We start from the raw sequence: 22,284 nt of genomic DNA, 5'->3' as shown, positions 1-22,284 counted from the left end.
TCTATTGTTGTGGGTTTTGGATGTCTATTTTGAAGGTGTGGGTTTCGTTGTGTAGGGTAACTTTCACCACAAGAATGCCCGGCTTGATGGGTTTAGGATCGATCACCACAAAGCCCCCCTTAGCCTTGCCATTGGGTTTTAGGGTGGAGCGTTTAAGGTAGTTGATCGCCATGATTTTAAAGGCTTGGCGCTCCTCTTGCATGATCTCTTGAGTCTGCACATCGTCCATCATCATGAAGGGCATGCCAAACATCATGTCGTAAGCCAAAAAGCTGCCCTGTCCGTAGTAGAACATGGACGGGCCGATGCCGTCCTCCACAATGTTGCTGTTGGGGGTGGCGATGTTGAATTTTTGCAACACGGGTTCAAAGTCGTAGCTGGACTTCATCATTGCCTGGAAACCCAACACGGGCAAAGGACTACCCTTCTCGCTCACAGAGATGTTAGAAGTGTCGAAGTTCACAGGGGTGCCGCTCAAAATCTGCGCTCCCACATAGATCACTAGGGGCGGATTGTCTAGGCCTTTTAATTTCTTTTGGGCAACCTCAATTTGGACTTTGGAGTCGGGCTTGGCTGAGGTTAAAACCTGTATACCATTATTGTAACTGGTGATTTTTTCAGGTTTGACTTGGTAGCTCACACAACCTGTCAGTAAACTTAGAGCGAGAAAATACGATGCAGATCGGGCTTTCATGGACTCTCCTTTCAATCTTCTTTGGACTTAGCTTAGAATTCGAAGCGATTCCCAAAGAAACTATAATCAGCTGCCTTTTCCTTGTGAAACACCTTTTCTAACTGCTCCTTGATGTCATAGTAGCTAAAACTTTCTTTAAAGCCCTCAATTTTGCCCCCGCTGGCGTTTTTATGCCCGCCCCCATTGAAATATTGCTTACTTAAGTTACTCACATCACACTTTCCATTAGATCGCAAGCTCACAGACCCCTTGGGACTCACATCCATATAAAAGTCAAATTCAGGGTTTTGCTCTAAGAACAAATTAGCCAACACGCTAATGCCCCCCATGCTGTAACTTAAAAACCCTCTCTTGCCCTCACACTCTAGAGTGCACTCCTCTTTTTTCTTTGCAAGTAGGGCGACTTGGGCGTTGGAGGCGATGTTGTCCATCGTTTCTAAATCCGGGTTGCCCCCCAAAGCGATTTTTTTGAGCCTGAATAAATCGTTGTCAAAGGCGACCTCGCCCCTCTCTTGGTGCAGGTAGTCGGGTACTTTTTCTAAAAGGGCGAATTTATACGCCCTGTGCTCCTCATCAAACATGAAGCGGTTGAGCTCGTGGGTGCTAGAGATCATGCGCATACACACCTTACCAAACTCAAAGCCAAAGCCCCCCTCTTGCCAAATGTCTATAGAATCGATCATCTCCACCATTGGAGCTAAACTTTCTAGGCTTTTTAAAGGCGTGTGGAGTTTTTGCAAAGTCTCAAAGGTGATCTTAGAGGCACTGCGCTCGGTGTCTAGGTGGTACCAATGGTAGATTTTAGCCGCGTCTTGGCCTGTGGCGTGGTGATCTAAGAGCAACACCTGCACCTCAAGCCCTTGCAAACGCAAGGCATCGCTTTGTTCTTGCAAAAACTGCGCCTCATTGAGGGTTAAATTCAAATCTGTAACGAGGATTAAAATCTTGCGTTTAGGCTCTAAGGTTTTGTGGATGTCGTCTAAAATTTCGTGCAGCCTTGCGCTCACCTCCCGCCCATAATTGGCGTTGTAAAACTTGATGTCTTTGAAAAAATGGCGGCTGATGAATTGACATCCATAGCCGTCTAAATCAATATGGGATAAGTGGAAAACTTGCATTCTTGTCCTTAAAAATTGATGTTGATGGTGCCGAGCACTTCGTATTTAGCGTTCGTGTCTAGCTCGGCGTGGCTTAAAACCACAATGTCGATTTTAAACTGCTCCATTTTCGTGGAGAGAGGGCGGCGCAGTTCGGGATCGACAATCAAAATCACGGGGGCGATCCCTCGTTGCAAGATTTTCATCGACTCGGCGGACACATGCTCGATGAGTTGTTGCATTTCTGTAGCGTTTAAAAGCAAGAATTTACCCGAGGCTTGATCCTTGAGCTTATTGAGCAAGTACTGCTCGGTGGCCGTGCCTAGCGTGAGTAATTTTAAAGTCCCATCCTCAGATTTAAAAATATTGGTGATGACCCTAGAGAGCCTTGCGCGCACCTGTTCGGTTAAAATGGTGATGTCGTTTTGCACGCTAGGCGCGATGTCGGTGATGGTTTCTAAGATGGTGAGCATGTCCTTAATGGGGATTTTCTCATGCAAGAGCTCTTGCAAAACAGAGCGGATCACCCCTGTGGGGATTTTCTTAGCCTCTTCTACAATGGCGGGGTAGTCGTTGCCTAGCCGCTCTAAGAGAGATTTCACCTCATCTTTGGTGATAAACTCTTCGGCGTAGTTTTTGACCAATTCGCTGGTGTGCGTGGCGATCACGGTGGAGGGGTCGATGATCGTATAGCCTTGGATGATCGCCTCCTCTTTGTCCTTAGGCTCGATCCACAGTGCGTCCATGCCAAAGGCGGGTTCTTTAGTGGGGATGCCCTCGATCTCTTTACCCGCAAACCCCGTGTTCATGGCTAAAAAGCGTTCAGGCATCACGCTCCCATCCCCGATGGCGATCCCCTTGAGCTTGATTTCATAATGCGTGGGGGGGAGTTGCAAATTGTCGCGGATACGGATTTGGGGCATTAAAAAGCCGTAATCGCTGGCAATTTTCTTTCTAATTCCGCGGATGCGCTCGAGCAAATCCCCCCCCTGTTTGACATCGGCTAGAGAGATGAGCTGGTAGCCTAAAGCGAGCTCTAAAAACTCGATTTTCAGCACTTCATTGATGGCTTGCTCTTCCTCTTTTTTGATTTCTTCAGCACTCTTTTGGGGGCGGGCAGTGGGGGCTTGGTCGGTGGGGGCGGCGGCTTTGTGGCTCAAGTCAATGCCTGTTTTTTTACTCAGCCACGCCTCAAATTTGGAAAATAAATTGTCCTTACCCTCCCTTGAAATGAGCCACGCAATGAATAAAAACAAACTCCCCACAAAGGCGAGCGAAAAGGTGGGAAGCCCCGGCACGCTGGCAAAGAGCAAGAGAATAAAGCCCACAATGATTAAGGTTTTGCTCTTGTCAGTGAGCTGGGTGATGAGCTTGCTGGCGAAGTTTTCTTCCTCGTGCTGGGTGGTGCGGGTGGCGACAATGCCCGTAGCCGTGGCGATGATCAAAGCGGGGATTTGGCTCACTAACCCATCGCCGATGGTTAAAACCGTGAAAGTCGAGGCGCTGTAAGCCATCGTCATGTCCCTTTGGAACACCCCGACCAAAAAACCTCCGATGATGTTGATTAAGGTGATGATGATGGAAGCGATCGCATCGCCCTTGACAAACTTGCTCGCCCCGTCCATCGCGCCGTAAAAATCCGCCTCTTGGCTCAAAGCCGCCCGCCTTTTTTTGGCCTCTTCATTGTCAATCAGCCCCGAGTTTAAATCCGCATCGATCGCCATTTGCTTACCGGGCATCGCATCCAAAGCAAAGCGCGCACGCACTTCAGTAACGCGGGTGGAGCCATTGGTAACGACCAATAAATTCACCAAAACCAAAATGCTAAAAATGATCGTCCCGATCACATAGTTGCCGCTCACGGTAAATTCCCCAAAAGCACTGATGATGTCGCTCACGGCACTGGGACCCTTGTAGCCTTGCGTTAAAATCATGCGGGTCGTGGCGACATTGAGTGCAAGGCGGTAAAGTGTTACGATCAAAAGCAAGGTGGGGAAGGCGCTAAAGTCTGTGGGCTTGGTGATGTAAAGCCCGATTAAGATGATCAACACTGACAAGGCAATGGAGATCGTCAGCAAGAAGTCGAGCAAAAAGGGGGGCAGGGGTACGATGATGATCGCCAAAATGGCGATCACAAAGGCGACAACGGTCAAGTCCTTGGACTGGGTGAGTTGTCTTAAAAAGGGGAAAGTCCGTTTTAAAATGCTCTTTTGCTTGTTGCGCGCCACTAAATGCCTTGAATTAAACTGCGTTAAACCTGCATTTTACAATTTTTCATGTAAAATTTGACTTTTTAGGTTATAATACGCGCTTATCTAAATTTCCTATTAGGAGGTCTTCATGGCTTTAAGTACGGAGAAGAAGCAAGAGATCATCAAGCGCTTCGCCAGACAAGACAACGACACGGGTTCATGTGAGGTGCAAATTGCCCTCCTGAGCCAAAGGATTGCGGATTTAACCGCCCATTTAAAAAACAACCCCAAGGACCACTCAAGCCGTCTAGGGCTTTTAAAACTTGTGGGGCACCGCAAAAACCTGCTCAAATACCTCAAAGACACTAAGCACGACCGCTATGTAGAGCTCATCAACACACTAGGCATCAAGAATCGTTAAGTTCCCTGCATGGCTCTCTTTGGATCGCCACAAGGTGGCGACCCTTTTTTTCACTCTCTTCTTTATCTTTTCGTTTAAAAAACCCATCCCCCAAATTCTCATGGTGGCGTTGGCACTAGGGGCTTTGCTCTACTACAAAGCCTGCAAACCCCCGCTGCGGCTAGGACCCTTTAAATGGCTCATCGCCTCCATGCTCACGATGTTTCTAGTGGTGTTGCCAAATTTATTTGTGGGCGGGGATTTAGAAGCATGGCATTACAATTTACGCTCTTTAAACATGCCCTTAGTCTATGTGCTGGGCGTGGTTGCGCTCATTTGTCTTAGCAGCATACAAATACGCCTCCACACAAAAATCTTGTTTTACAGCATGGCTTTTGCCTGTTTTTTCAATGGAGGGTTTGCCCTCGTGCAAAAGGTCTTTTTGGGCATGGGGCGGGTGGTGGGCCTTAGCACGGTTGTGGGCTTTGTTACGCTCACTTCTATGGCGCTCTTTGGCTGTTTTATCTACGCCATCTATACCCACAACTCTAAAGAAAGGTGGCTTTTTAGCGCAGCGATGGTGGTGGGTTTTTTAGTGGTGCTTTTTAGCGCCACCAGAAGCGCCTCCATCGCTTTTGCCATCACTTTTATAGCTCTATGTGTGTTCTTAAGGCGCACCAAACAATGGCGCTATATGGGGCTGATGGCGCTGTGCTTTGGGGGCCTGTTTTTCTTAAACCAAGTCCTAGAGCAGCATGCCCTCTTGCACACTGCAAGGACGCAAGATGAAAATTTTAGCCACGACCTACAGCTTTACACGCAAAAAAACCCCAAATCCAGCATCGGCCTGCGCCTTGCTCGCTGGCAAGAAGCCCTAGCCATCGCCAAGCTTTCACCCCTCATTGGCATGAGCCTTAGCACGAAATGCAGGCGACTAGATCAAATTTTAGCCCTGTCGCACTCCTACCGCAAAGCCGACCAAATCGATTGTGCCGAGAAATACGACAATGAATTTTTCAACACTTTAGCGCATCGGGGGATTTTGGGGCTAGTGGCTTTGGCGTGGTTTATATGCGTGCTGTGGTGCTTTTTTGCCAAACGAAAGGACACCATCGGAGTGTTCATGCTCTCTATGCTGGTCTTTTATGTGAGTCTTGGAATTGGTTTTGATCCCTTTGATTTTTTCATTGAGGGGAGCTTTTTTGTGGGGATGGTGGTGATGGCAGCAATGGCAGAGCGACTGCCCGCAGAGTTGCTAAAGAGCGAATGGGCAACAACCCACAACTAGGGGCTAGCCAAAGTACTTAGCGGGCTTTGCCCACTTTCACCATTTTATTGCGCAGCTGGGCTAAAGTGCCTTGCAGGGGGATTTGTTTGGGGCAGGTGTCGTGGCAACCAATGAGACTCATGCACCCAAAAACCCCATCGTCATCGCCGACCAATTCGTAGAAGTCGTCATCGCTGCGCTCATCGTGTGAGTCGATCAAAAAGCGCATGGCGCGGTTCATCCCCGCTGCCCCGATGAAGTTTTCCCGCATTAGTTTCGTACCGCAAGCCGCGATGCAACACCCGCATTCAATGCAACGATCGAGTTCAAAAACGCTCTGGGCTTCGTCTGGATCAACGCGCTCTTCAGGCTTAGTGATGTCCACTTCCTTTTTGTGGTGCGCCCAACTTTCCACTCTTGCATTCATGCCAGCAAACCACTCGCCCGTATTCACGCTCAAATCCTTGATCAAAGGGAAAGAGGGCATGGGCATGAGCGTGATGACATTTTCGCTAAAGCTAGAAGTGAGGGTTTTGCACGCAAGGCGTGGCCGCCCATTGATCATCATCGCACAGCTGCCACAAATGCCCGCCCGACACACAAAGTCAAAGCTCAAATCCGGGTCTAGCTGTTCTCTAATCATCCCCAAAGCGATGAAAAGAGTCATTGAGGGAATCTCCTCTAGTTGGTAATCTTTAAAGTGGGGTTTAGAAACCGCGCTTTGGGGGTCAAATTTTAAGGCGCGGATGGTGATCTGCCGTCCCATTTATTCTCCTTGTCTTTGATCATCTAGGCGGACATTGCGCGCCTTGTATTTGGGTTGTAAATCAAAGGGCATTAAAGCCTCTTGCAAATCGTAGCGATCCCCCCCTTGCGCTTGGATGCGTTCTGTGATTTCTTTGATCTCAGCGTCTCTTTGCTCTTTCAAGGGATGGGGGATGAAGTTGCCCTTTGCCCCATAGCCCCTAAAGTCGGGGCTAAGTTCCATTTTCATGATGTCTAGGGGCTCGTATTCTAAAGTTGGCAGAGTTTGGTTAGGATCAGGCCAAGAGGCAAGGGTACGGTTCAACCAATTTGCATCATCTCTTTTGGGGTGGTCTAAGCGAGTGTGCGCGCCCCGACTTTCAGTGCGATCTAGGGCCCCCTTAGCGATGCAAAGGGCGATTTTGAGCATTTTTTGGGTGCGGTAAGCGTCCTCGAGCTCGGGGTTGTTGTGGGTCTTTTTGTTTTTCACATGGATGTGTTTGGAGCGTTTATAAAGCTCTTCTAATTCGTTCACGGCGGCTTCTAAGGTGTGCCCCTCTCTAAACACTCCGACTTTTTCGTCCATGATTTCACGCATGCGCTCGCGGATTTCATAGACATTTTCCTTCCCATCGTTGTGTAAGAGTTCTTGGATGTGTTCGTGGCTTTTTTGGATGAACTGCTCCACAATGTGCGTGCTGATGTCTAGCTCTGCACTTTTACAATACGCGGCGAAATAATCCCCGATGATCATGCCCGCCACGACCGCCTCGCTCACAGAGTTACCCCCCAAGCGGTTAAAGCCGTGCAAGTCCCAACAAGCCGCCTCACCCGCACAGAACAAACCTTTTAAGTGGCTATGCCCCTTGTAATCGGTGCGTAGTCCCCCCATAGAGTAGTGCTGCATGGGCTTGATGGGGACCCAACCTTTTTGTTTGGGCGCACCGGGACCAAAATCGGGCTCATCTGTGGGCATGCCCTTTAAATTCTCCTCTGTTTCTAGGCTGTCATCGGCGGCATCGACACCCGCAAAGGTCTCGGCAATTTCATGGACATCCCTTAGGTTTTTCTCCACATGTGCGCGCCCTAAAATTGCGATGTCTAGCCACACATGGTCGCCATAGGGAGAGTTTGCCCCATAGCCTCTTTTGATGTGCTCTAGAATGCGGCGACTCACCACATCGCGGCTGGCAAGCTCCTTTTTCTCAGGCTCGTAAGCGGGCATGAAACGCCGGCCGAATTTATCCCTTAAAATCCCCCCATCGCCTCTGCACCCCTCGGTCATCAAAATCCCGCTAGGCACTAAAGCAGTGGGGTGGAATTGCACCGCCTCCATGTTGCCTAGTTTTGCCACACCCGTTTCTAAAGCGGTGGCGATGCCCACACCATCGCAAATCACGGCGTTGGTGGTGTGCTTATACACCCGCCCATAACCGCCCGTGGCTAAGAGTGTACCTTTAGAAACATACCCCACAATCTCGCCGGTGATTAAATCGCGCACCACCGCTCCATAGCACTTGCCCCCGTGGTGGATCAGGGCGATCATCTCTTTGCGATCCTCGATTTTAACCTTGTGGTGCAGGGCTTCATTCGCCACGGCATAAAGCATGGTGTGCCCTGTCGCGTCTGCCGTAAAGCAAGTGCGCCATTTTTTTGTCCCCCCAAAGTCGCGGCTTAGGATATAGCCATGCCGATCCTCTCTCTCGGTGATTGTTACATGCTCGCCATTGATCACCGCAGGCCTGTCGCCCTTTTTAATGCGGGTCCAGGGCACGCCCCAGTTGGCAAGCTCTCTAATTGCTTTGGGGGCGGTTGTAACAAACATGCGCGCCACTTGTTGATCGCACCCCCAGTCGCTCCCTTTGACTGTGTCTAAAAAGTGCAAATCCTCATTGTCGCCCTCGCTCATTTTGGCATTGCCAAGGCTGGCTTGCATCCCCCCCTGGGCGGCTGCCGAGTGGCTGCGCCTGACGGGCACTAAAGAGAGCACAATCACATCCAAACCCACTTGGCGGCAGGCAATGCTGGCTCTTAGTCCGGCCAACCCCCCGCCCACAACCAATGCATCGCAATAAACTACTTTCATTGTTATCCTTCTATTAGTGGAGTTGTTCGTCCGCGTTCACGGCTTGCTGCATGCTAGAAATCTGCGCTTTTTGCATGATCCCGTGTTTGACATAAGAGCCATAGGTGAGCAGACCCAACACAATGAAAAACACGCTCATGCCCCATTTGATTTTGCGTAGTTGATCGATCCCCATGTCTTTAAACCACCCCCATTTAATGGCGAGGCGGTAAAGCCCGATCGAGCCGTGCAACTCCACCGCGATCAACAAGAAAATATAGAGCAACCAAAAATGCTGGCTCACAAAGCGGTAGGACGAAGCGTGTGGCCCTATGCTGTGCGGAGCAGTGAGCATCACAAACAAGTGGATGCTGGCTAAAAAGAACATCGCAAAACCTGTACCCACTTGCACCATCCATAGGCTGGTGTCGCCATGTTTCATCAAGTGTTTATGGGTTTGGAAGATTTTATACTGCCTGTAATTGATGGGGAATTTGCGCAGGGCTAAAAAGGCGTGGGCGACCAAAATGATGATGACCGCTGCCGCCACCGCGCTCACAATCGCTGGCTCGCCCGCTTTGATGAACAAACTGCCCTCAAAGAATTTTGTTACAGCATACATCGCCTTGTCGCTGATCAAAATGCTACTGACAAAAAACATGTGCGCGATCATAAATAAGGCTAAAATAAGCCCTGTTGCGCTCTGTAAAAAGTCCAGCTTAGCGTACATCCCGCTCTTTTTGCGCTCCGCTCCCACGCCATAATAGCCCTCAATGATTTCCTCATTTTGCATCCAAAACTCCTAAGTTTAGTCCGATTCAAAAATGATAGCAAAATTATGGTAACTTTTTAGCGATTTTTGCCATGTTTTGCTAAGATATGGGAAATTTTGGAGTACCTCGTGAAATTCGTGTTGGCTAATTTTAAATCCTACGCGCTTCATCTATTGCCCTATTTGGAGCATTTGCAAAAAAATCTGTCCCAAGAATTAGTCCCCTACCTCACTCTTTTTGTCCCCTTGCTTGAGCTTGGGGTGTGTAAATCCGCTGGTGTGGCTTTGGGCGCGCAAAATGCCTACCCTGCCAAGCAAGGGGCTTTCACAGGAGAGATCACCTTGCACGCCCTGCAAGAGCTAGGGATTAGCTCCATTCTCATCGGGCATAGTGAAAGGCGTTTGTTGCTGGGCGAAGAGCCTAAGTTTTGCCTAGAGAAGTTTAACTTCTTTAAAGAGCATGGCTTTCAAATTGTCTTTTGTATCGGCGAGTCTTTAGCCACGCGTAATTTGGGGCAAAATGCCGTGTTAGATTACTTGCTCGGGCAACTTGAAGGGCTGGATTTAAGCTACCCTAAGCTCATTTTAGCCTACGAGCCGATTTGGGCAATCGGCACGGGAGTGAGCGCACAAATGGATGAGATCGCCAGCACCATCGGGGGGCTAAAGCAAGCCCTGAAATCCCGTGTAAAAATCGTCTATGGGGGGAGTGTGCAAGTGAGTAACGCCGATTCCATTTTAAGCCTACAAGAAGTCGATGGCGTGTTGGTGGGCAAAGCGTGCCTAGAACCACGAGCCTTATTAGACATCATCAACATCAGCCACACAAAGGAGTTTTCATGACCTTTAATGCCTTGAAGGAAACCTACTCAATAGATGCCGCGTTGCCGCCTAATTTTAAGGATTTTGAGATTGTCGGGGTCGCCCCCTTAGAGCTAGCCACGCCTAACCACTTGAGTTATGTGGATCAAAAGTCCTATTTAAAGAAACTCAAAGACACCAAAGCAGGGGGCGTGTTTATCCGTGCCGAATATGCCAGCAAGGTCCCCACCCATAGCCAAGCCATCATCACGCCAAACCCCCATTTAGCCTTTGCCAAAATCTCGCAGGCCTTTAAGGTGGATATGTTCAAAACCCCCAGCACCAAGACCCCCCCAAATTTGGGCGCAAATGTAACCCTAATGCCCCATGTCGTGGTGGGTGAGGGGGTGGAGATTGGGGACAACAGCATCATCATGGCCAATGTAGTGCTAGGCGATGGGGTGAAAATTGGCAAGAATTGCAAAATTTACCCCAATGTTACCATTTATCAAAACACGCAAATTGGCAATGAGGTGATCATCCACGCCAATAGCGTGATCGGCAGCGATGGCTTTGGTTATGCGCACACCGAGCTGGGGGCACACATCAAAATCGAGCACACGGGCATCGTGCAGATCGATGACTTTGTGGAGATCGGGGCAAACACCACGATCGATCGGGCGGTCTTTGGCATCACCCACATCAAACAGGGCGTGAAAATCGATAACCTCGTGCAAGTGGGGCATAACTGTGTGCTGGGTGAGCATTCGATCATTGTGTCGCAAGTGGGGCTGTCTGGCTCTACGACCATGGGGCGCAATGTGGTTTTGGGCGGACAGGTGGGTACAGGGGGGCATATGCACATTGGGGAATTTACCCAAATCGGGGGCAAAGGGGCGGTGGGTAAGGACTTGCCCCCGCACACCAACTATGCAGGGGCGATCCCGGCAATGGAAATCCACGAGTGGCACCACTTCTTAGCCACGCTTAGGCGTTTTGCCAAAAAGCAAAAACCGAGTTTGATCGACAAAGCTAAGGGTTTGTGGAAACGCTAATGGCACAGAGCAAAAAAATCCGCTCCGTCATTGCGGCGGCAAGTGGCAATCTAGTAGAATGGTTTGACTTTTATATCTACGCCTTCAGCGCAACCTACTTCGCCCACTCTTTCAGCGAGTCAAACAACCCCATCATCCAACAAATCCAAGTCTTTGGGATTTTTGCAGTCGGCTTTTTCATGCGCCCTTTGGGTTCGTGGATTTTTGGCTCTCTGGCCGATAAAGTTGGGCGTAAAAAGTCCATGATCATGTCCGTGGTCTTGATGTCCATCGGCTCTTTTATGATCGCCGCACTGCCGACTAAAGAAACCGTGGGAGATATGGCAATTTTGTTTTTATTGCTTGCGCGCATGGTGCAGGGGCTTAGTGTGGGCGGGGAGTATGGCATCGTGGCGACCTATTTATCCGAGCTTAGCTCTAAAGGCAATCGGGGCTTTTACAGCTCTTTTCAATACAGTACCCTGATTGGGGGGCAGTTTTTGGCGGTGGCGAGTATTGGCATCTTGATGATGTTTTTTAGCCTAGAGCAGGTGAGTGCCTTTGCATGGCGGATTTTATTTGTGCTAGGGGGGCTTTTGGCTCTAGGCTCTTTGGTGGCACGGCGTTTAATGGATGAGAGTTCTAGCGAGTTAGAAGAGCATCAAGATCGGGGGACTTTAAAGGCACTCTTGCCCCACTTTAAAACTTGTTTCATTGTGTTTGTCATCAGTGCGGGCGGATCGCTTGCCTTTTATACGATCACTACCTACGCCAAAACCTACCTAGAAAATGCGGGCATGGCAAAAGTGGTGGTTAATGATGTTTTTGTCTTTGCGCTTTTAATCCTCATGCTCATCCAGCCCCTCTTTGGCTATATCGGGGATAAAATCAGCCATAGGCGGGCGGTCATCACCTTTACAATCCTTGCCTTCTTTGGCATTGCTCCGCTCTTTAGGGTCATGTCCATGCATGCCCACAACACCACCATTGCTTTCTTAGCCGTGCTCGCCCTCTTTTTGATCCTTAGTTTTTACACTTCGGTTTCGGGGATTTTTAAGGCCGCGCTCTTCCCCGAGCATGTGCGTGCGCTTGGTACGGGTTTTAGCTTTGCACTGGGCAATGCAATTTTTGGCGGATCTACCCCCTATGTGGCGTTGCAATTCAAGCACGCCAACCTTGAAAACGGCTTCTTTGTCTATGTTGCCGTGATGATGGCGTGTATGTTCGTTGCCGCCATGTGCTTGCCTAAAAAACCTGTGTTGGATTGATTAAGGGCTTTGTTGCAACGCTTTTTTTGCATTTGTTTGCTTTTATGCCCGCTGTTTTTCAGCGGTTGCCTTGCCACCATCGCCAAGAAACGCCCCGATCACATCCACATTTTAGAAAGCTACCAACCCCTAAGCACCCCGCTAGGGCGGGTTTATGCCCCCACACTCGCAAAAGACCTCAAGCGGAGTTTGGGCTTTATTTTACAAGATGGGGATAAAGCTTTGTTGCAACGAATCGCCTTAATCCGTCTAGCCACGCACAACATAGACATCCAAACCTACCTATACAAAAACGACATCTCTGCACGGGTGATGATGTTTGAGCTTTACAAGGCGGCCAATCGGGGGGTGAAGGTGCGCCTTTTGATCGACGACAATGGGCTAGACTCGGACATGTCCGACATCATCATGCTAAACACCCACCCCAACATTGATGTCAAAATTTTTAATCCCTATCGAGTCCGCAACAAGGGCTTGCGCTACCTAGAGATGATGGCTAGTTATGATCGCATTAAAAAGCGCATGCACAATAAATTGTTCATTGTAGATAATGTGGCTTTAGTGATTGGGGGGCGCAACATCGCGGATGTCTATTTTGACAACGATTTAGACGAGAACTTTTTGGACACAGATGCGCTGTTTTTAGGGGCGGTGAGCTTGAAAGCCAAACAAAGTTTTTTAGAGTATTGGAACTTCAAGGGCGCGATCCCCGCTAATTTACTGCCCAGCCATAGAAAACTAAAAAGATACGCCAAAACCTATGAAAAAAGCCTGTCAAAACTCTTGCTAAACGACCAAAGCACCTACGATAAAGAAGTACAAGCCTTTATCCAAAAATTCTTAAACAGACAAAACAAGGCTTACTTAGGACACGCCGTTTTCATCGCCGATCGCCCCGAAAAAATCTACGCCCTAAACCCCAAATCCCCTATCAACCACGCCCTACAAGAGATTTTAAAGCGCACCACAAACTCGCTCTACATTGCTTCATCTTATTTGATCCCCGGTCCTGCCCTGCTAAAAACTTTTATCCAAAAAATGGACGAAGGGCTAGAGCTCAGCATTTTGACAAATTCGCTCGCCTCCACCGATGCGATTGTGGTGTATGGAGCGTGGGAGCGCTACGCTAAAAAATTAGTCAAGGCGGGGGCGAATGTCTATGAAACCAAAAGCGACTTGTCCCGCTACATCAAATACACCCGCAAGGGGGTACGCTTTAAAATCAAGGGGCGGTTTAAAAACTCATTGCATAGCAAAACCTTGATTTTTGACAGCCAAAAAACTTGGATCGGCAGCTTTAATTTAGATGCCCGTTCGGCGCAAATCAACACCGAGTCTGTGGTGGTCTTTGACAACCCCGCCTTTGCACTCTACTTGCAACACCGTATGCAAGAGCAAATGCACGATAGCTGGCATTTGATCTTAGAAAAACACGCCTTGCATTCTAAATTGATATGGGAGGGGGTGGAGGATGGACAGGTGGTACGCTATAACAAGCCCCCGGACACTTCACCTTTTTTGCGTTTCATTAAGAATTGGTCTAAGATTCTGCCCGAGAGTGAACTTTAAAGGCGCAAACCTCTTAAATCCTAACCAGCACCTTGCCAATTTGTGTGCCCTGCTCCATGTAGTCGTGGGCTTTGGCAATGTCTTTAAAATCAAAAATGCAATCAATCTCGGGGCGCAATTTACGGCTGGCTAGGGCTTCATAAACATAAGATTTTGCCCTCTCTAATCTCGTGGGGTTTGTGGTGAGCTCAAACAACTGATATCCCCGCAATGTGAGCCTTTTAAAAAGCATGTCGGCTACAGGGACGGGCTGTCGTCTGGCTTGAGCGCGCCGTAAAGATTGTAATAGGCATCATCAGCCATCGCTTTAACAAGGGTGTTTGCCACTGGACCACCCACAGGGTCAAATACAAGATTGACACCCCGTCCGTTTGTGATCTCCTTTAAACGGGCGCTTAGATCATCTTCTTGTGTGGCGAGCACAAAATCCGCGCCTTTCTCCACTAAAATATCCCCTTTGGTGTGTGAGCGTGTGAGGGTGATGGTGCTTGCCCCGAGCATTTTGGCAAATTGGATCGCCGCCAAGCCCACACTGCTCGTGGCAGCTCCTAAGACCACAAAATCCCCCGCCTTGACTTGGTACAACTCAACGAACGCACCATAGACCGTAACAAACGCCATCCAGCTTGCCGCCGCCTCTTCAAAAGAAAGATTTTTGGGGTGTTTGACAACTGAGTGGGCGGGCAAATTTGCCACCTCAGCGTAAGTGCCATACTGGGTGAGCAAAAAGCTGGGGATCACACTCACCACATCGCCCACTTGAATGCCTACAACATCTGCACCTACGGCACGCACCACGCCCGCCCGCCCCCTCATAACCTAATTTGGAGGGGAATTGTGGCTTGTAAATATAACGCCCCCGCCGATACATGATTTCAGCGCGGTTTAAACCCAGCACCTTAAAGGCAATTTGTACCTCGTTTGCGCTGGGAGCGGGTACATCTACATCGACGATTTCCAACACATCCGAATCGCCCACGCGGTTAATTTGGACTTGTTTACTCATTTAAAACTCCTAAAATTTTTATGGGTTGCGGATTGTACCCGAATTACAATATTTTTACAAGTATAAAGTTTTTCTTCTTAGTTAGTATATTTTTGCTATAATTACGCTATTTAGGAGTGTCTATGCAAGATTTAAATTTACCAAAAGACCAAAACATCTACCAGACAGAGTGTCCCATTTTGCGTGCCATGCAAATTCTAGGGCAAAAATGGAAGCTACCCATTTTGTGGTACATCGCCGATGCCCCCAACCAAACACTCCGTTACAATGAATTGCAAAGAAAGGTCGTGGGCATCACGGCAACGATGTTGACAAAGTGTTTGCGTGAGCTAGAAGCCGATAAGATCATCATTAGAAAACACACCCCCACAATCCCCCCAACAGTGGAGTACTCGCTGCATGAAAATGGCAAAACCTTACTCCCTGCGCTCAACGCGCTGTATCAGTGGGCAGTAACGCTCGAACAAGAACCGCCACTTTCATAAACATTAAGCTAATTTTAGCTACAATGCCAGCTTGCATGGGCGGTGGTTGCTTTGGGTCAAACCAAAGAGGAAAGTCCGAGCTACTTAAGACGAGATTCCATTTAACGGATGGCTAGCGCAAGCTAAGGGAAAGTGCCACAGAAAATAACCGCTCTTTAGGAGTAAGGGTGAAAAGGTGGGGTAAGAGCCCACCGCGCCCCAAGCAATTGGGGTCGGCCTAGGCAAACCCAATCTGTAGCAAGAAGTGTATGGTAAAGTCTTTGATGAGGCACTTCGCAAGAGGTGGGTTGTAAAACCCATCCAAGATAAATAACCACCCTCGACAGAACTCGGCTTATGCCCATGCTTAAAGGATTACATGCACCAAAGCGTTTTATTAGAAGAGGTTGTCGCTCTTTTTCAGCCTTTAAGTCAAAAGCCCCAACCTGTTTTAATCGATTGCACTTTGGGTTTGGGCGGACACAGCCTGGCCCTGTTGCAAGCCTACCCCAACTTACACATTGTGGGCATTGATAGGGACAAGAGTGCCCAGGCCCTAGCCCTTGACAAACTCGCCCCCTATGTCAAGCGTTTCACCCATAAGCAGGGCAACTTCGCCCAAGTTTTACCCACCTTGCCCCCCCCCGATGGGATTTTGGCGGATTTGGGGGTGAGCTCTTTACAACTTGACAACCCCCATCGGGGCTTTGGGTTTCACTCGCTGTGTTTAGACATGCGTATGGACTTAGAGCAAAATTTGGATGCTTTTAAGGTGGTGAATGGCTATAGCTTGTATGAGCTCGAGCGGGTGTTGCAGGCGGGCGAAGTGCGTGAGTGTAAAAAGATCGCTTCTCTCATCGTGCAGCAACGCCACAAACAGCCCTTTAGTAGTGCCCAAGATTTGGCAAATTTTTTAGCCAAACACACCCATAGGGGCAAGTTACACCCCGCCACTCTAATTTTTCAGGCGATTCGCATGGAAGTGAATGGCGAAATGCAAAACCTGCAAGCCTTTTTAGAGTATGCGAAAACCCTGTCAGACACGCTTGTTTGTGTCATCTCATTCCACTCTTTAGAAGACAGGCAAGTCAAGCACGCTTTTAAAGAATGCGCCACAAGCAGCGCGCTTGGCAAAACTTACGGGGAGTTGCTGACTAAAAAGCCCATCACCCCCAGCCAGCAAGAAGTGCGCCAAAACCCCCGTGCAAGGAGCGCAAAAATGCGGGCTTTCCACTTCAAGGCTTTGTGATGGTGTCCTCCAAACCCCTAGAACCTGAGAGCGAAGAACGCCGGCTACGCGCCACAGACAAAGAGAGAGAAGCCCTATTTGCTGACAATAAAGAGGAGCAACAAGGTTTGTCCCCCCTCAACTTAGGCGGTGTGTTCATCATCTTTTTGATCACCTTGTTTGTCTTTGCGCCTAAAATCTATCTCAGCAACAACATTTACTACCTCAGCCGTTCGATCCAAAAACTCCAAAGCCAAGAAGAGCTCTTGCAAGAAGAAAAACACCGCTTGGGCTTAGAGCTAGAAAAACAACGCTACAAATACAACATTGAAAACATGCCCTAGGTTTTAACACCCCAAATTCTCTTCATAAGCGGTGTGCATGGACTCCAAAGTGTCTAAAATGATCCCTTTGGCTTTGGCGCAAAAGACAGGCAAGTCGGCTTGCTTTAAAGGCAAGCACGCGACGAGCAGGTGCAAGCACAGATGGGCGAGCGAGCCTTCAAACAAAATCCCCACAAAGGGGTTTTCTTGTGTAGTTGTTACACTCAAAGCGTTGATTTGATCCACTAAGGCGTAAAGCTCTTTTTTGGTAACAATGGGTGTGTTTAAAAGCTCTGTTAACGCCCTTTTAAAGGCGTTTAAACCCTCCTTTTGTGGGCTGATTTTAAGGGGCTTGAAGGCACTCTTGATGCGCCTAATCGCCCTGTCCTTCTTGCCCCCTGTCAGTTTTAAATCTTGCGCTTGTAAGGGCATGGTGTTCTCTATAAACGCCCCGCTAGAGAGGTTATAGACTTGGTTTTGTCGGTGTTTAAACAACTGCCCCATTTGCTCTGCTGAGAGCAAAAACAAGCCATCGCTAAAGACCTTTGTGTCGCCAAAATTCGCGCGCACTTCTAGGCTGTCCGTGGGGATTTGTGGACTTTCGTCGCCATAGTAAGAGCCCTTAGCGTGCTTTGTCTGCCCCTCAATGTAGCCACAATCCAGCCCACATAAGATCAAAGTGTGGCTAAATAGGCTTGCCAAAGCGACCCCGGCATTGCCGACAAAGGGCGCGCTAAACTCCACGCTTAAATGGGGGGCAAGGCATCCGCTACAACTGCCTCCACGCATAAACACATAGGCTTCTTTGGCGCAAGCTAAAGCCCTAGGGTTTAGCATATTGCCACAGATTAGAGGCGTGTCGCCCAGCGGTGCATTGACCAAAACTTCCCTTAAGTAGTCGATGCGCTCAATCTCAATTTGAAAATCCACAGCCACCCCAGCCTTTTTCAGCACCCCTAAAGCCGTACCACAACTAAAGACGACCATTTTATCGGCGTTTTCTTTTAAAAAGGGGAGCAAACCATCTAAACTAGGGCCATTGCCGACCACGCAAATGGGTAAGTCTATGGCTTTTAGGTATTTGGGCTGAAAAATGGGAGGGTTTGTTTTGAGATTTTCTAAAGTGTTGGCTAAGCCTAGCATTTCGTCTTCAAAACTCCCCCAGCCTCTAAGTGCCCTTCTTTTAACTCTGCGGAAATTTTGGGCTTGGGCTTTGGTGCTGTCGTTTTTATAGGGGTCAAATTCTAAATGCAAGAAACTATGGGTGATTTTCTTAGCTAAAAAGACATGTTGCCATAAAGTGGAGGGTATTGCGCCTAAGCTTAGCACACACGCACTCGGAGGGGTGGCTTTAAACAACCGGGCATAATCCACAAAATAACAGCTGATGCGCCACAAGTCGGGGTGTTCTTCGTACAGATACAGAGCGTGGAAAAACGCCCCCTGCTCTAAAAGCAATGCCAAGCACAGCCCCCCAGCTAAACCATAAAAAAGCGTGGGGGGGTAGAAGTTTAAGCCCAAACGGTAAGTGTTAGAAGTGGAGCTTAAGGCTAACAGAGCTTGGCAACCTTCATTAGTGAGGGGCAAGGACTCAAGGGGGCTTAGGGGGGTGATTTGGTTATCATCTAAGTGCCATTTAGGGTTAGTCAGTGGGGACTTCGCCCACTCTTTGGCAGCGTTAAACATTTGGTGTTGCCCCTCAACACAAGCAAAGAGCAAAGAGCCATCGCTAAGATTGATGACATTGACCCCACCCGTGTCGCTGAGTAAGTTATAAAGCGTGGGGGGGGCAAGGAGTTTAGCGTGTAACTTAGGCAGACGGGCTTTAAAAAACTCTAGGTTTTTTGCAAAACACGCCCCCATCCGTTCCTCTGCGATCAACCCCTCCATTGGGGCTATTTCGCCACGATTTGTTTATATCCTCGGTTGGGGTCAAAGACCAAAAAGCGTTTGGGGACATTTCTGTAACGACTCAAAGCGTGGTTAAAGTCCTCAATGCTTTTCACACTGATATTTTCAATTTGCATGATGACATCGCCCGCTCTAAAGCCCAAATCTTGCGCTTTGGAGTTGTCTTTCACCTCTTGCACCAAAACCCCATGGATTTCTTCGGGGATACGGGCTTCTTTGCGTAGTTTGGGGGTTAGGGTTTCTACTTTAAGGCCGCTCAGTTGTCCGTGTGCACCCTCGTGTGCTGTGCTGGTTTCTTTTCTATTGGGGTTTTTGCGTTCGGTCAAAACTAGACTTGTGGTGTATTCTTTTTTGTTGCGCATATACTTAATAGTAACCCGTTGGTTGGGCGACATAGATCCGATCAGATTACGCAACTCGGCAGAGTTTTTTACCTTTTTGCCATTGACTTGCATGATCAAGTCCCAAATCATCAAGCCCGCTTTTTTGGCAGGGGAATCTTTTTCAATGCTGATCACCACCGCCCCCTCTTGCCCGTTGTAGCTGGATTGCAACTCGGAGCTCACATCTTGGATGCCCACGCCCAGATAACCTCTGTGGATGGTACCGGTTTTGATGAGCTGGACGGCGATGTGTTGCACGGTATTAGAGGGGATCGCAAAGCCCACGCCGTGGTTGCCCCCTGTGCGCGATAGAATTGCCGTGTTGATCCCCACAAGGCCGCCTCTGCTATCGATCAAAGCCCCCCCCGAGTTGCCCGGGTTGATGGCGGCATCTGTTTGGATGAAGTTTTCGTAGTTGTTGATCCCAATGCTTGTTTTGTTGAGTGCTGAGACGATCCCTTGAGTCACGGTTTCGCCCACACCAAAGGGGTTTCCGATCGCAAAGACCAAATCCCCGACCATTAAATCCCCGCTGTCGGCAAATTGGATGGTGGGTAGATTGTCTTTATTGATTTTAATCACCGCCAAATCGCTGTCTGCGTCTTTGCCCACTAAGGTCGCCACGAATTCTTTATTGCTCCCGGGGATCGTTACAGAGATTTTATCCGCCCCGTCAATGACATGGTTATTCGTAACAATGTAACCATCTTTAGAGATGATGACCCCACTGCCCAATGCCCGCTCAACCCTGTCTTTGGGCACAGAATTATACAGATCACCAAAGAATTGCTGGAAAAAGGGGTCGTTGAACAGCCCCCCACCCATAAAATTACTTTTGATTTTCTTTTGGGTGGAGATGTTTACCACCGCCTTGGTCGCCTCTTTCACAGAGTTGTGGAAAGAGTAGATCGTGCTACTCCCGTTGTGATCCGCTCCCACACGGTTTTTCACTGCGGGCATGGTCTGTATGTTGATCGACCCTGCCCCTAGACTCACGGCTAAAGCCACACTTAATGCTATAAACCTCATCGCTGTCCTTTAAAACAAGTATTTCTGTTTAGTATAGCTAAACTTTGTTTAAGCCCCCCATTTGCCCTTAGTGAGGTAGTAGCCCAAATAACATAAAAGGGTGTAGCCAATGGTTAAATACGCCCCAATGCGCTGCTCTGGGTCCATATACGCCCCCACAATCCCCACAAGCGACCCGCTGATGCCAACCAGCTGGATCAAGGGCAAGAAGGGGGCGCGGTAGGGCAAGTCGTCTAAAGATTTGCCCGAGGCCACAAACTGCTTTCTAAAATTGTACTGCGCCACGCTCACACTGATCCACACAATGATCACACTAAAACTGATGATGTTGATGAGCGATTCGATGATTTTCTCAGGGGCGTAGGCTTGGGTGAGCATGCCAAGAAGCGTAAAACCCATGGACAGATACATCGCGTAAACGGGGGTGCCTCGTTTGTTGAGCTTGGCAAAAATGGGGGGGAACATCTTTTTTTGTGCCAAACCATAGACCATGCGGCTGGAAGCATAGACTCCCGAGTTGGCGGTGGATAAAATTGCCGTGATGATCACAAAGTTCATCACATCGGCGGCATAGGGGATGCCCGTGCCCACAAAGGGCAGGGGAATGCGCTCTAAAGTCGCCACAAAGGGGCTTTGGGCGATGCTAGAGTCTGTCATGGGCAAAAACACAGAGATCACGATCACCGAGCCTAAAAAGAAAAACACAATGCGCCACAAGGTTGCCTTGATGGCTTTGGGCATCGCCACACTTGGGTTTGTTGCTTCCCCTGCTGCCACGCCCACAATCTCCGTGCCCGTGTAGGCAAAGATCACCGCCAAGATCACCCCAAAAACCCCCATCGCCCCCTTGGGGAAAAACCCTGTCTCTAGCCCCAATTTTGGGTTTGCGTGCACCATGTAAAAATTCGCCCACACCGAGCTAAAGCCGTGTAGGTGGATTTGGTAAACAATCCCCACCACGCCTAAAATGATGAAGATAAACACAGCAAACACTTTAATGGAGGCAAGGAAAAACTCCCCTTCGGCAAAAATTTTCACCGAAAAAGCATTGAGCAAGAAAATCAACACAATACAGCCCATCACAAAGTAATAGACAGGCACATGGGGAAACCATCTTTGCATTAAAAGCCCCACGGCGATGTACTCCACTGCGACCGTGATGACCCAGCCCACCCAGTACATCCAAAAGACCATATACCCCGTGGCTGGCCCGATGAAGCGGCTGGCGTAATCGCCAAAGCTGCCCGTAGTGGGGTACACACTTGCCAACTCGCCCAAAGACAAAATGATCGCATACACGATCACCCCGCCCACCATGTAGGCGATTAAAGTCCCTAAAGGCCCGGCGTTGGCGATGTTACCTCCCGTGCCCACAAACAACCCCGTGCCGATCGTCCCCCCTAGGGCGATCATCAACAACTGGCGTAACTTAATGCCCCGTTCTAAATGTCCGTTTTCCACAAGCTTCCTTTCGCCCCCTCTTTAAACGCCGCCCACGCCGTTTAAAGCCGCCTCAAGAAGGAATGCCACACCTCAAGTTTTAAATAATGCGGGGGTAGAGCCGTGTAAAGAGGGCACATCAGGCGTACCACATCAGTTTGGCACATATAATGATGAGCGCACCTAGAATCAACGCTGTGGGGTGGATGATATTTCCAATGGGATTTCTTTTGTTTAAAAATTTGCAAGTTAAAGCAATCCCCACCATGGCAAAAATCCCACACGCAAAGCAAATTTTTAACATCAAAACCTTTTGAAAGGGGGTTTCAAAGTAGCCCTTATCTCCCCCGATGTATTGACTCACCATCATCCCCCCCGTGATCAAAAGCAACAACACACAAATGGGCATGATTTTCACTGCCCGCTGGCCGATTCCCTGCTCTGCCTTGTTGGCGATCTCATCTCCATAAAGCTTTTTGACATTGGGCAAAATCAGAACATCAAAGAACAAATAGCCGATGAAAATCACGGCACAGCACAAATGGACAACGAGAGCATAAGGGTAAAGCGCAGCCATAGGCAACCTTTGGACATGTA

At 48.9% G+C, this 22,284-nt stretch carries 21 protein-coding genes and 1 other RNA gene; 10 read left to right on the top strand and 12 right to left on the bottom strand.

The window, feature by feature from the left end:
* Position 1 precedes the first annotated feature (1 nt).
* From K6J72_RS01605 to flhA, 3 genes are read right to left on the bottom strand one after another with little or no spacing between them, the layout of a single operon-like run.
* A complete protein-coding gene (locus K6J72_RS01605; protein WP_221280049.1) occupies positions 2–694 on the bottom strand; it encodes a hypothetical protein in 693 nt (230 codons plus the stop codon).
* Between the two features lie 32 nt (positions 695–726).
* Positions 727–1,812, bottom strand: coding sequence for a DHH family phosphoesterase (locus tag K6J72_RS01600; RefSeq protein ID WP_221280046.1), 1,086 nt, complete (start codon positions 1,810–1,812; stop codon positions 727–729).
* Between the two features lie 8 nt (positions 1,813–1,820).
* On the bottom strand, positions 1,821–4,019 hold the full coding sequence (gene flhA, locus K6J72_RS01595; RefSeq protein WP_221280044.1) for a flagellar biosynthesis protein FlhA: 2,199 nt from the start codon (positions 4,017–4,019) through the stop codon (positions 1,821–1,823).
* Between the two features lie 112 nt (positions 4,020–4,131).
* On the opposite strand from flhA, the gene rpsO reads away from it, so the two are divergent.
* Entirely contained in the window at positions 4,132–4,404 is a 273-nt protein-coding gene (rpsO, locus tag K6J72_RS01590; protein ID WP_221280042.1) for a 30S ribosomal protein S15, read from the top strand.
* Between the two features lie 19 nt (positions 4,405–4,423).
* Positions 4,424–5,671, top strand: a complete 1,248-nt coding sequence (locus tag K6J72_RS01585) for an O-antigen ligase family protein (protein ID WP_260320627.1) — start codon at positions 4,424–4,426, stop codon at positions 5,669–5,671.
* A 16-nt stretch (positions 5,672–5,687) separates the two neighbouring features.
* Here K6J72_RS01585 and K6J72_RS01580 read toward each other — a convergent pair whose 3' ends face one another.
* Genes K6J72_RS01580 through K6J72_RS01570 form a run of 3 tightly spaced genes read right to left on the bottom strand, consistent with a single transcriptional unit; the run spans position 5,688 to position 9,252 of the window.
* Positions 5,688–6,416 carry a fumarate reductase iron-sulfur subunit gene (locus tag K6J72_RS01580; RefSeq protein WP_221280040.1) on the bottom strand — a complete coding sequence of 243 codons (729 nt, stop codon included), beginning with the start codon at positions 6,414–6,416 and terminating at the stop codon, positions 5,688–5,690.
* On the bottom strand, positions 6,417–8,480 hold the full coding sequence (locus tag K6J72_RS01575) for a fumarate reductase flavoprotein subunit (protein ID WP_221280038.1): 2,064 nt from the start codon (positions 8,478–8,480) through the stop codon (positions 6,417–6,419).
* A gap of 13 nt (positions 8,481–8,493) precedes the next feature.
* Positions 8,494–9,252, bottom strand: coding sequence for a fumarate reductase cytochrome b subunit (locus K6J72_RS01570; RefSeq protein ID WP_221280035.1), 759 nt, complete (start codon positions 9,250–9,252; stop codon positions 8,494–8,496).
* Positions 9,253–9,360: 108 nt separating this feature from the next.
* On the opposite strand from K6J72_RS01570, the gene K6J72_RS01565 reads away from it, so the two are divergent.
* The 4 genes from K6J72_RS01565 to K6J72_RS01550 are packed head-to-tail and all read left to right on the top strand — an operon-like array spanning position 9,361 to position 13,903.
* Positions 9,361–10,074 carry a triose-phosphate isomerase gene (locus tag K6J72_RS01565; RefSeq protein WP_221281031.1) on the top strand — a complete coding sequence of 238 codons (714 nt, stop codon included), beginning with the start codon at positions 9,361–9,363 and terminating at the stop codon, positions 10,072–10,074.
* Positions 10,071–11,087: a UDP-3-O-(3-hydroxymyristoyl)glucosamine N-acyltransferase gene (gene lpxD / locus K6J72_RS01560; RefSeq protein ID WP_260320626.1), complete on the top strand. Its 1,017-nt coding sequence runs from the start codon at positions 10,071–10,073 to the stop codon at positions 11,085–11,087. Before K6J72_RS01565 ends, lpxD begins: the two co-directional genes overlap by 4 nt.
* The gene (locus tag K6J72_RS01555; RefSeq protein ID WP_221280033.1) at positions 11,087–12,334 is read left to right on the top strand and encodes an MFS transporter; all 1,248 of its coding nucleotides are present in this window, start codon (positions 11,087–11,089) and stop codon (positions 12,332–12,334) included. The genes lpxD and K6J72_RS01555 overlap by 1 nt, the downstream gene beginning before the upstream one ends.
* Before the next feature lie 12 nt (positions 12,335–12,346).
* On the top strand, positions 12,347–13,903 hold the full coding sequence (locus tag K6J72_RS01550; RefSeq protein WP_221280031.1) for a phospholipase D family protein: 1,557 nt from the start codon (positions 12,347–12,349) through the stop codon (positions 13,901–13,903).
* A 13-nt stretch (positions 13,904–13,916) separates the two neighbouring features.
* Here K6J72_RS01550 and K6J72_RS08210 read toward each other — a convergent pair whose 3' ends face one another.
* Together K6J72_RS08210 and K6J72_RS08205 are read right to left on the bottom strand one after the other, a co-directional pair.
* Positions 13,917–14,114 carry a zinc-binding dehydrogenase gene (locus K6J72_RS08210; protein WP_260320625.1) on the bottom strand — a complete coding sequence of 66 codons (198 nt, stop codon included), beginning with the start codon at positions 14,112–14,114 and terminating at the stop codon, positions 13,917–13,919.
* A gap of 26 nt (positions 14,115–14,140) precedes the next feature.
* The gene (locus K6J72_RS08205; protein ID WP_260320624.1) at positions 14,141–14,719 is read right to left on the bottom strand and encodes a zinc-binding dehydrogenase; all 579 of its coding nucleotides are present in this window, start codon (positions 14,717–14,719) and stop codon (positions 14,141–14,143) included.
* Positions 14,720–15,031: 312 nt separating this feature from the next.
* Here K6J72_RS08205 and K6J72_RS01540 point away from each other — a divergent pair, with 312 nt between their 5' ends.
* The 4 genes from K6J72_RS01540 to K6J72_RS01525 all read left to right on the top strand — a co-directional run bounded on the left by K6J72_RS01540 (position 15,032) and on the right by K6J72_RS01525 (position 16,945).
* A complete protein-coding gene (locus tag K6J72_RS01540; RefSeq protein ID WP_260320623.1) occupies positions 15,032–15,394 on the top strand; it encodes a winged helix-turn-helix transcriptional regulator in 363 nt (120 codons plus the stop codon).
* Positions 15,395–15,425: 31 nt separating this feature from the next.
* Positions 15,426–15,746, top strand: an RNA gene (gene rnpB / locus K6J72_RS01535) — RNase P RNA component class A.
* Positions 15,747–15,752: 6 nt separating this feature from the next.
* Positions 15,753–16,622: a 16S rRNA (cytosine(1402)-N(4))-methyltransferase RsmH gene (gene rsmH / locus K6J72_RS01530; protein ID WP_221280029.1), complete on the top strand. Its 870-nt coding sequence runs from the start codon at positions 15,753–15,755 to the stop codon at positions 16,620–16,622.
* Positions 16,622–16,945 (top strand): hypothetical protein, encoded by a 324-nt coding sequence (locus K6J72_RS01525; RefSeq protein ID WP_221280027.1) that lies wholly within the window; start codon positions 16,622–16,624, stop codon positions 16,943–16,945. Before rsmH ends, K6J72_RS01525 begins: the two co-directional genes overlap by 1 nt.
* Before the next feature lie 3 nt (positions 16,946–16,948).
* Here K6J72_RS01525 and K6J72_RS01520 read toward each other — a convergent pair whose 3' ends face one another.
* The 4 genes from K6J72_RS01520 to K6J72_RS01505 form a co-directional block, all read right to left on the bottom strand.
* The gene (locus K6J72_RS01520; RefSeq protein WP_221280025.1) at positions 16,949–18,814 is read right to left on the bottom strand and encodes a motility associated factor glycosyltransferase family protein; all 1,866 of its coding nucleotides are present in this window, start codon (positions 18,812–18,814) and stop codon (positions 16,949–16,951) included.
* 5 nt (positions 18,815–18,819) lie between these two features.
* The gene (locus tag K6J72_RS01515) at positions 18,820–20,247 is read right to left on the bottom strand and encodes a Do family serine endopeptidase (protein WP_221280023.1); all 1,428 of its coding nucleotides are present in this window, start codon (positions 20,245–20,247) and stop codon (positions 18,820–18,822) included.
* Between the two features lie 48 nt (positions 20,248–20,295).
* Positions 20,296–21,660, bottom strand: a complete 1,365-nt coding sequence (locus K6J72_RS01510; protein ID WP_260320683.1) for an amino acid permease — start codon at positions 21,658–21,660, stop codon at positions 20,296–20,298.
* A 166-nt stretch (positions 21,661–21,826) separates the two neighbouring features.
* Complete coding sequence (locus tag K6J72_RS01505; protein WP_221280018.1) at positions 21,827–22,264, bottom strand: CopD family copper resistance protein; 438 nt, start codon at positions 22,262–22,264, stop codon at positions 21,827–21,829.
* Positions 22,265–22,284 lie beyond the last annotated feature (20 nt).

This window comes from Helicobacter sp. NHP19-003, assembly GCF_019703305.1.
GTDB lineage: Bacteria > Campylobacterota > Campylobacteria > Campylobacterales > Helicobacteraceae > Helicobacter > Helicobacter gastrocanis.
This window is presented reverse-complemented; position numbering and strand designations above follow the sequence as displayed.

Bases quoted from the DNA above. Each gene is read 5' to 3' on its own strand.
- K6J72_RS01540 (WP_260320623.1), top strand. From the start codon at position 15,032: ATGCAAGATTTAAATTTACCAAAAGACCAAAACATCTACCAGACAGAG.
- K6J72_RS01575 (WP_221280038.1), bottom strand. From the start codon at position 8,480: ATGAAAGTAGTTTATTGCGATGCATTGGTTGTGGGCGGGGGGTTGGCC.
- rsmH (WP_221280029.1), top strand. From the start codon at position 15,753: ATGCACCAAAGCGTTTTATTAGAAGAGGTTGTCGCTCTTTTTCAGCCT.
- K6J72_RS01555 (WP_221280033.1), top strand. From the start codon at position 11,087: ATGGCACAGAGCAAAAAAATCCGCTCCGTCATTGCGGCGGCAAGTGGC.
- K6J72_RS01520 (WP_221280025.1), bottom strand. From the start codon at position 18,814: ATGGAGGGGTTGATCGCAGAGGAACGGATGGGGGCGTGTTTTGCAAAA.
- K6J72_RS01580 (WP_221280040.1), bottom strand. From the start codon at position 6,416: ATGGGACGGCAGATCACCATCCGCGCCTTAAAATTTGACCCCCAAAGC.
- K6J72_RS01525 (WP_221280027.1), top strand. From the start codon at position 16,622: ATGGTGTCCTCCAAACCCCTAGAACCTGAGAGCGAAGAACGCCGGCTA.
- K6J72_RS01570 (WP_221280035.1), bottom strand. From the start codon at position 9,252: ATGCAAAATGAGGAAATCATTGAGGGCTATTATGGCGTGGGAGCGGAG.
- lpxD (WP_260320626.1), top strand. From the start codon at position 10,071: ATGACCTTTAATGCCTTGAAGGAAACCTACTCAATAGATGCCGCGTTG.
- K6J72_RS01515 (WP_221280023.1), bottom strand. From the start codon at position 20,247: ATGAGGTTTATAGCATTAAGTGTGGCTTTAGCCGTGAGTCTAGGGGCA.
- K6J72_RS08205 (WP_260320624.1), bottom strand. From the start codon at position 14,719: ATGAGGGGGCGGGCGGGCGTGGTGCGTGCCGTAGGTGCAGATGTTGTA.
- K6J72_RS01510 (WP_260320683.1), bottom strand. From the start codon at position 21,660: ATGATCGCCCTAGGGGGGACGATCGGCACGGGGTTGTTTGTGGGCACG.
- K6J72_RS01600 (WP_221280046.1), bottom strand. From the start codon at position 1,812: ATGCAAGTTTTCCACTTATCCCATATTGATTTAGACGGCTATGGATGT.
- rpsO (WP_221280042.1), top strand. From the start codon at position 4,132: ATGGCTTTAAGTACGGAGAAGAAGCAAGAGATCATCAAGCGCTTCGCC.
- K6J72_RS01605 (WP_221280049.1), bottom strand. From the start codon at position 694: ATGAAAGCCCGATCTGCATCGTATTTTCTCGCTCTAAGTTTACTGACA.
- K6J72_RS01505 (WP_221280018.1), bottom strand. From the start codon at position 22,264: ATGGCTGCGCTTTACCCTTATGCTCTCGTTGTCCATTTGTGCTGTGCC.